Source organism: Methylobacterium sp. WL116 (genome assembly GCF_008039455.1).
Lineage (GTDB): Bacteria > Pseudomonadota > Alphaproteobacteria > Rhizobiales > Beijerinckiaceae > Methylobacterium.
In genome coordinates this window covers 1-7076 of the sequence record NZ_VRUV01000231.1, presented here as the reverse complement: position 1 = coordinate 7076, position 7076 = coordinate 1, and the positions used below count along the sequence as shown (strand labels likewise).

Below are 7076 nucleotides of genomic sequence, written 5' to 3'. Positions count from 1 at the left end.
GGACCGCGCCCCAGGCGCCGAGCGCGAGCCCGGTATCCTCCGGCCCGGCCTTCGCCATCGCCGGCAGCGGCATCGTGCGGGACGTCGGCTCGGCGCTCGCCGTCTCGGGGGCGCTCGGCGAGGGCATGAGCGATCCCTCGATCGGCTACCTCGTCGTCTACCACATCGAGATCGCGCTGCTGTTCGCGACGCTGGTCGCGATCGGCCCGCTGGTCCGGGACCGCAGCCCGCAACCGGCGGCGCGGGGCAGGCCCCGCGTCGCCCTGTCCACCTCCTCCACCTGAAGCTCGGGAGATCGCCATGCCACCAGGAGCACTGCCCACGGGAGCACTCACCGGCTACGTCGACGTCGCGCAGATCGTCCTGTACGCCTTCTTCCTGTTCTTCTTCGGCCTGGTCTTCTGGCTCCGGCGCGAGGACCGGCGCGAGGGCTATCCCCTCGAGGCCGAGGTGACGGGCACCCTCAAGCGCCCCGACCCGATCCTGATCCCGACGCCGAAGCTGTTCCACCTCGCCGACGGCAAGATCAAGCAGGCGCCGCAGGCCGACACCAGGCCCGACCGCAACTACCTCGGCAGCAAGCGCGAGCCCTGGCCGGGCGCCCCGCTGGAGCCGACCGGCGCCGACCCGATGTTCGCCCATGTCGGCCCCGGCTCCTGGGTCAGCCGCGACGACGCGTTCGATCACACCTTCGACGGCCAGAAACGGATCGTCCCCTTGCGGGTCGCGACGCACTTCATGGTCCACGAGGACGGCCCCAACCCGATCGGCATGAGCGTGTTCGGCGCCGACAGCCAGATCGCCGGAACGGTGTCCGACATCTGGGTCGACCGCGGCGAAAGCTTCGCCCGCTACTACGAGGTCGATCTCGGCGCCGGCGGACGCCGCGTGCTGATGCCGGTCACCTTCTGCCGCACGGGGCGGTTCTCGCGCACCGTGAAGACCGAGGCGCTGCTCGCCCGACAGTTCTCGGACATCCCGCCCCACGCCGACCCCGACGCGGTGACTCTCCTCGAGGAGGAGAAGATCATCGCCTATTTCGGCGCCGGCACCCTGTACGCCACGCCCCAGCGCGCGGAGACCCTGCTATGAGCGGCCGCCGGACCCACGATACGCCCTCGGACGACACCGTCCGCGACGACCGGATCCCCGAGGGCCTGCCCGAGGCGCTGCCGCCGGGCGAGCACATCCTGTGGCAGGGCCGGCCGACCGCCTTCGGCATGGCCGCCCGCCCGATGCACGGCGGGTTCGTGGTGCTGTGGTTCGGCGTGCTGGCCGCCTGGACCATCCTGCCGGCGGCTCTCGACGGCGCGGTGCTGGCGGGCCTCGAAGCCTCGTGGCCGACCTTCGCCGCCTGCGCCGCCGCGCTGGCCGTCGTCGGCGGCCTCGGCTGGCTCGCCTCCTGGACCACGACCTACACCATCACCAACCGCCGCGTGGTGATGCGGATCGGCATCGCGCTGCCGGTCACCTTCAACCTGCCGCTGGCGCAGGTGGAGGATGCCGCCCTGCACAGCTTCGCCGACGGCACCGGCGACCTGCCGCTCCGGCTGAGCGCCGGCACCCGCGTCGCCTACCTGCACCTGTGGCCGCATGCCCGCCCCTGGCGCGTGACCGAGCCGCAGCCGATGCTCCGCTCCGTCCCGAACGCAGGCGAGGTAGCCGCCATCCTCGCCCGGGCGATCGTCGCGGCGCGGGCGCCCGAGGAAGAGTCCGCGCTGCCGGTGCTCGTCGCCCGACCGCAGAACGCGGCGCGCAAGCCGCGCCTCGTCGCCGTCGGAGCGCGCTGACCGGCCCGAGCCTCCGCGGAGCCGCGCGGACGAGACATCACCCCGCCCGTCCCGGCCGAACCGCCGGGGCGGGCGTTCGCTTCTCGAAAAAAGTCGTTCGCGAACAGGACCTTGCCGGCACCCTCGAAAAACCCGCCCGAAAAATCCAGAACGAGGATTGTCAAGCGTGCTTGACACCGGTTAACGTGAAGCCAAGGAAACGGCGACGTGGCCGGACACCGAGCGGTGCCGCCCCGACGACCGGTCCGGGCAGACGGTGAGGGAAGCCGATGGGTGAGGTGGCGGAGGGCGGACCGATCCCGGCGCTCGCACTGATCGGAGCCGGGGCGCTCCTCGGCTTCACCATGCTGGCGGTGGTGGTCGGGCGCACCGAGCGGATCGGCCTCAGCGGAAACCCCGGCGGGAATCCCGTCGCCTCCGTCGCCCTGCGCGTGCTGGACCGCCCGGACGGGTCGATCCGGATCGAGGATGCCGCCGATGCGCGGCTGATCGAGACCATCGAGCCCGGCCAGGACAACTTCGTCCGCGCGACCCTGCGCAGCTTCGGCCAGTCCCGCCTGCGCGCCGGCCTGACCCCGGCCGAGCCGTTCCGCCTAACCCGCTACGACGACGGCTCGCTCGCCCTGATCGACGAGACCACGGGGCGCAGCGTCAACATGGGCGCCTTCGGCCCGACCAACGCGCTCGCCTTCGCCAAGCTCCTACCCGGCAACGCCCTTCCCGACGTGAGCGTCCCGCGATGATCGGATTCCTGAACGGCCGCCGCACGGTCGAGGTGCCCTGCACCGTCGAGATCGAGCAGACCCCCGAGAGCCTGCACGCCCATGTCAGCCTCGACGCCGACTTCGAGATCGAGCCCGGCGACGAGGTGCAGGTCCACGACGCGCCGACCTCGGTGCCCTACGGCGAGCGCCTCGTCGTCCGCCGCACCGCGACGGTGACGCGGGCCGGCCGGATCGAGCGGCTCTGGACCAAGCTCGCCGGCCATCTCGAGCTGACCGAGCTCTACGAAGTCAGCTTCAGCGAGAGGAGGAAGCTTTGAACGCTCCCGTCAGGCATCCGCTGCCCACCCGCCCGGTCAACGAATCGACCAAGTCCGCGCAGGAGACGACCTTCCTCAGCCCGCGCTTCTACACCACCGATTTCGCGGAGCTCGACCGCACGAACGTCGAGCCGGTCCGGGCCGAGTGGGACGTGCTGATCGAGGAGCTGCGCTCCGACCCGAACAAGCGCCACTTCACCCGCAACGCCGACTTCGACTGCGACCTGTCGCAGATGGAGCCCGAACTCCGGAAGGAGTTCCTCGACTTCCTGGTCTCGTCGATCACCGCCGAGTTCTCGGGCTGCGTCCTCTACGCCGAGATGCGCAAGCGCGCCAAGAACAAGGACATCAAGGAGCTGTTCGGCTTCATGAGCCGCGACGAGGCGCGCCACGCCGGCTTCATCAACGACACGCTGAAGGATTTCGGCATCGGCGTCGATCTCGGCTTCCTGACGAAGTCGAAGAAGTACACGTTCTTCCGCCCGAAGTTCATCTTCTACGCAACCTACCTGTCCGAGAAGATCGGCTACGCGCGCTACATCACCATCTTCCGCGAGCTGGAGAAGCACCCCGAGCGGCGCATCCACCCGATCTTCAAGTGGTTTGAGAAGTGGTGCAACGACGAGTTCCGCCACGGCGAGGCCTTCGCGCTACTGATGCGCGCCAATCCGAAGCTGACGCAGGGGCTGAACCGCTACTGGATCAAGTTCTTCCTGCTGGCGGTGTTCGCGACGATGTACGTCCGCGACCATTGCCGGCCGGCCTTCCACGCCGCCCTCGGGGTCGACCCGTCCGAGTACGACTTCACGGTCTTCCGCATCACCTCCGAGATCTCGAAGCAGACCTTCCCGCTGACGCTCGACCTCGACAACCCGAAGTTCAAGCAGCGGCTCGACACCCTGCTCGACTGCTCGGTGAAGATCGCCGAGGCGCGGGCGCAGGGCGGCGTCGCCGGCACGCTGAAGCGCGGCGTGCAGGTGGCGCGGGCCGCGGTCACCTTCGGCAGGCTCTACCTGTTGCCGACCCTCGACAACGCGATGCCCGCCGACATCCGCCTCGAGCCGGTGTGGTAGCGGGCCGGCGATGTCGCCCTACGCCGTCCCGGCCCTCTATGCGGTGGCGATCTGGTGGTTCTCCACCGGGGTGATCATCCTGCTCGACCATCTGCCGCGCCGCACCTTCCCGTGGAGCATGGCCGCCGGCACCGCGGTGCTGCTGGCGGCGCTCTACGCGATCGGCACGAGCGCCGGCGACGCCACGGAGACGGGGGCCTACACCGCCTTCACCGGCGCGCTGCTGGTCTGGGGCTGGCAGGAGATGAGCTACTACATGGGCTTCGTCACCGGCCCGCGGCCGGAGGCCTGCCGGCCCGGCGCCCGCGGCGTCGAGAAGTTCCGGGCGGCGGTCGCGACGAGCCTGTGGCACGAATTCGCCATCGTTCTCGGCGCGCTGGCGATCCTGGCGCTCACCTGGAACACCCCGCAAAGATTGGCCCTGTGGACCTACTGCGTGCTGTGGGGGATGAACCTCAGCGCCCGGCTCAACCTGTTCCTCGGGGTGCGCAACCTCAACGCCGAGTTCCTGCCCGACCATCTGGCCTATCTCGGCTGCTACCTGACGAAGCGGCCGATGAACCTGCTGTTCCCGGCGTCGGTCAGCGTCGCCACCGTGATCGTCGTGCTGCTCGGCCAGGCGGCGCTCTCCGAGCCGATCACGCCGCACGCGATGGTCGGCTTCACCATCCTCACCACGCTGATGGGCCTGGCGACCCTCGAGCACTGGTTCCTGATGCTGCCGCTGCCCGCGGCCGCCCTCTGGAACTGGAGCCTCCCGCCGAAGGTCGCGGCGTCCGCCGCGGCCGTCCCGACAAAGGTGAAGCTCGCGGCCTCCGCCGCAGCCGGACCGACACAGGGGCCGGCCGAGCCGGCCCGGCGCGACGCGGCCTAACGCGGGAGAACCCGCGCGATCGAAACGAGGACGGGGAGACGAGCGATGGATTACGACGCGTTCTTCGGCGCCGAGCTTCAGAATTTGCACCGGGAGGGGCGCTACCGCGTCTTCACCGATCTCGAACGTCAGGCCGGACGCTTCCCGCACGCGACCCATCACAGCCCCGAAGGCGAGAAGCCCGTCACGGTCTGGTGCTCGAACGACTATCTCGGGATGGGCCAGCACCCGGACGTGCTCGCCGCCATGCACGCGGCGCTCGACCGCTGCGGCGCGGGCGCGGGCGGCACCCGCAACATCTCCGGCACCAACCACTACCACGTGCTGCTGGAGCGCGAGCTCGCCGACCTCCACGGCAAGGAGGCGGCCCTGCTGTTCACCTCCGGCTACGTCTCGAACTGGGCGGCGCTCGGCACCCTCGGCGCCAAGCTGCCCGGCTGCGTCATCCTCTCGGATTCCGAGAACCACGCCTCGATGATCGAGGGCATCCGGGCGTCGCGCGCCGAGCGCCAGATCTTCCGCCACAACGACCCGGAGGACCTCGACCGCAAGCTGCGGATGATCGAGCCCGGCAGGCCGAAGCTCGTGGCCTTCGAATCGGTCTACTCGATGGACGGCGACATCGCGCCGATCGACGAGATCTGCGACGTGGCCGAGGCGCACGGCGCGCTCACCTACCTCGACGAGGTCCACGCGGTCGGCCTCTACGGCGCGCGCGGCGGCGGCATCTCGGAGCGGATGGGGCTGGCCCACCGCCTCGACGTGATCGAGGGCACGCTGGGCAAGGCCTTCGCGGTGCATGGCGGCTACATCACCGCGAGCGAGACGCTGTGCGACTTCGTCCGCAGCTTCGCCTCGGGCTTCATCTTCACCACCTCGCTGCCGCCGGCGGTGGCGGCGGGCGCGGCCGCCAGCATCCGCCACCTCAAGCGGAGCAACGTCGAGCGCGCACGGCACCAGGAGCGGGTGCAGCGGGTGCGCGAGCGCCTGGACGCCGCCGGCATCCCCACCCTGCCCAACGACAGCCACATCGTCCCGGTGATGGTCTGCGATCCGGTGCTGTGCAAGGCGATCTCCGACACCCTGCTCGACGAGTTCGGCATCTACGTGCAGCCGATCAACTACCCGACCGTCGCCCGCGGCACCGAGCGCCTGCGCATCACCCCGTCGCCCCTGCACACGGACGCCGACATCGACCACCTCGTCGGGGCGCTGGCCGCGATCTGGGGGCGGATCGGGCTGGAGCGGGTGGCGGCGGAGTAGGGGACACGCCGCCGACAATCCGTGCGGCGAGTTTCTCCGCGTCCTCGGGCCCTACCGAATTCCGACGCCTCTGCGTGACGGCGCCGGATGGTGCGTCCGAAGCACTGCGGGGCCCGTTCTTCCATGGGGAGAGGGGACCCGCGCCTGACCCTGCATAGCGTGCGGCCCTGACGAGTCGCATCGGAAGAAGGGAACTGCCCGTGCGTTTCGAAGGCCAGGGTGCCATTCTCGATCGCGCCGATCGAGCCGATCGCGCCGAACCTCCCCAGCCACGGATCGGCGTGACAACATCTTCGCAATCACGAGTGCCCCCGCGCGTGACTACCTTCCCCTTCACCGCCATCGTCGCCCAGGACGAGATGCGTCGGGCGCTGCTGATCGCGGCGGTCGATCCGTCGGTGGGGGGCGTGCTGGTGTTCGGGGATCGCGGCACCGGCAAGTCCACCGCGATCCGGGCGCTGGCCGGTCTGCTGCCGCGGATGCGCGCGGTCGTCGGCTGCCCCTATGCCTGCGATCCGGCCGCACCCGCCGAATCGTGCCCGCATTGCCGCGGCCAGGCGGAGCGCAAGAGCGCGCTCGTGCCGGTGCCGGTGGTCGACCTGCCGCTCGGAGCCACCGAGGACCGGGTGGTCGGCGCGCTCGACCTGCAGCGGGCGCTGGCGCTCGGCGAGAAGGCGTTCGAGCCCGGGCTGCTGGCGCGGGCCAACCGCGGCTTCCTCTACATCGACGAGGTCAACCTGCTGGAAGACCACCTCGTCGACCTGCTGCTCGACGTGGCGGCCTCCGGGGTCAACACCGTCGAGCGCGAGGGCCTGTCGATCCGGCACCCGGCGCGCTTCGTGCTCGTCGGCTCCGGCAACCCGGAGGAGGGCGAGCTGAGGCCGCAGCTCCTCGACCGGTTCGGCCTCGCCGTCGAGGTGGCGACGCCCACCGACATCGCGACCCGCATCGACGTGGTCCGCCGCCGCGACGTCTACGAGCGCGACCCGGAAGCGTTCTGCGCCACCTACGCCAAGGCCGAGCGGGCGCAGGCC

At 70.5% G+C, this 7076-nt stretch carries 9 protein-coding genes; all 9 read left to right on the top strand.

Annotated elements, in window-relative coordinates:
• Positions 1–284: PucC family protein (locus FV223_RS16385; protein WP_187276159.1), on the top strand; the 284-nt coding region annotated here is incomplete at its 5' end.
• A 31-nt stretch (positions 285–315) separates the two neighbouring features.
• Positions 316–1092 (top strand): photosynthetic reaction center subunit H, encoded by a 777-nt coding sequence (puhA, locus tag FV223_RS16380; RefSeq protein ID WP_147728032.1) that lies wholly within the window; start codon positions 316–318, stop codon positions 1090–1092.
• A complete protein-coding gene (puhB, locus tag FV223_RS16375) occupies positions 1089–1790 on the top strand; it encodes a photosynthetic complex putative assembly protein PuhB (protein WP_147728030.1) in 702 nt (233 codons plus the stop codon). The genes puhA and puhB overlap by 4 nt, the downstream gene beginning before the upstream one ends.
• Positions 1791–2059: 269 nt before the next feature.
• Positions 2060–2533, top strand: coding sequence for a photosynthetic complex assembly protein PuhC (puhC, locus tag FV223_RS16370; RefSeq protein ID WP_147728029.1), 474 nt, complete (start codon positions 2060–2062; stop codon positions 2531–2533).
• Positions 2530–2832 (top strand): hypothetical protein, encoded by a 303-nt coding sequence (locus tag FV223_RS16365; RefSeq protein ID WP_187273562.1) that lies wholly within the window; start codon positions 2530–2532, stop codon positions 2830–2832. The genes puhC and FV223_RS16365 overlap by 4 nt, the downstream gene beginning before the upstream one ends.
• A gap of 20 nt (positions 2833–2852) precedes the next feature.
• Positions 2853–3905, top strand: coding sequence for a magnesium-protoporphyrin IX monomethyl ester (oxidative) cyclase (gene acsF / locus FV223_RS16360; RefSeq protein ID WP_187274684.1), 1053 nt, complete (start codon positions 2853–2855; stop codon positions 3903–3905).
• Positions 3906–3915: 10 nt separating this feature from the next.
• On the top strand, positions 3916–4779 hold the full coding sequence (gene puhE / locus FV223_RS16355) for a putative photosynthetic complex assembly protein PuhE (RefSeq protein WP_147728027.1): 864 nt from the start codon (positions 3916–3918) through the stop codon (positions 4777–4779).
• A 45-nt stretch (positions 4780–4824) separates the two neighbouring features.
• Positions 4825–6042, top strand: a complete 1218-nt coding sequence (hemA, locus tag FV223_RS16350) for a 5-aminolevulinate synthase (RefSeq protein ID WP_147728026.1) — start codon at positions 4825–4827, stop codon at positions 6040–6042.
• A gap of 317 nt (positions 6043–6359) precedes the next feature.
• A partial coding sequence (locus FV223_RS16345; protein ID WP_147728025.1) for an ATP-binding protein occupies positions 6360–7076 on the top strand: 717 nt, incomplete at its 3' end.